The 257-nt window shown below is 72.4% G+C and carries 1 protein-coding gene; it reads right to left on the bottom strand.

The genetic code is table 11. The features are described 5' to 3' along the window. Positions 1-257, bottom strand: a 257-nt coding sequence (locus HLUSI_RS26665) for a dihydroxyacetone kinase subunit DhaK (RefSeq protein WP_040503081.1), incomplete at both ends; no start/stop codon positions are given.

Raw genomic sequence — 257 nt, 5'->3', positions numbered from 1 at the left:
GCCCGCGCACGGCCAGGCGCTGGTGACGGCGGGTGCGTCGAGCAGGCCGAGGCGGCGGTCATCCACGCGCAAGACGGTCAGCGATACGCCGGCCATGTCGAGCGCACTGAGGAAGGTGCCGGCCCAGGCGCGTTCGACTTCGACGCCGCGTACACGAAGGTCGCGCAAGGCGGCGTCGGCGACGATGTCGAGCTCGCTCGCGGGCGTGCCGCCGAGGTTGTTGACCAGCAGCGCCACACGGTCGCCGCGCTGGAGTT

The sequence above is a fragment of the Herbaspirillum lusitanum P6-12 genome (assembly GCF_000256565.1).
In the GTDB taxonomy this organism is placed as follows: domain Bacteria; phylum Pseudomonadota; class Gammaproteobacteria; order Burkholderiales; family Burkholderiaceae_D; genus Herbaspirillum; species Herbaspirillum lusitanum.
Note: the sequence above shows the minus strand (reverse complement) of the source record. Positions and strands in the feature narration are given on the sequence as shown.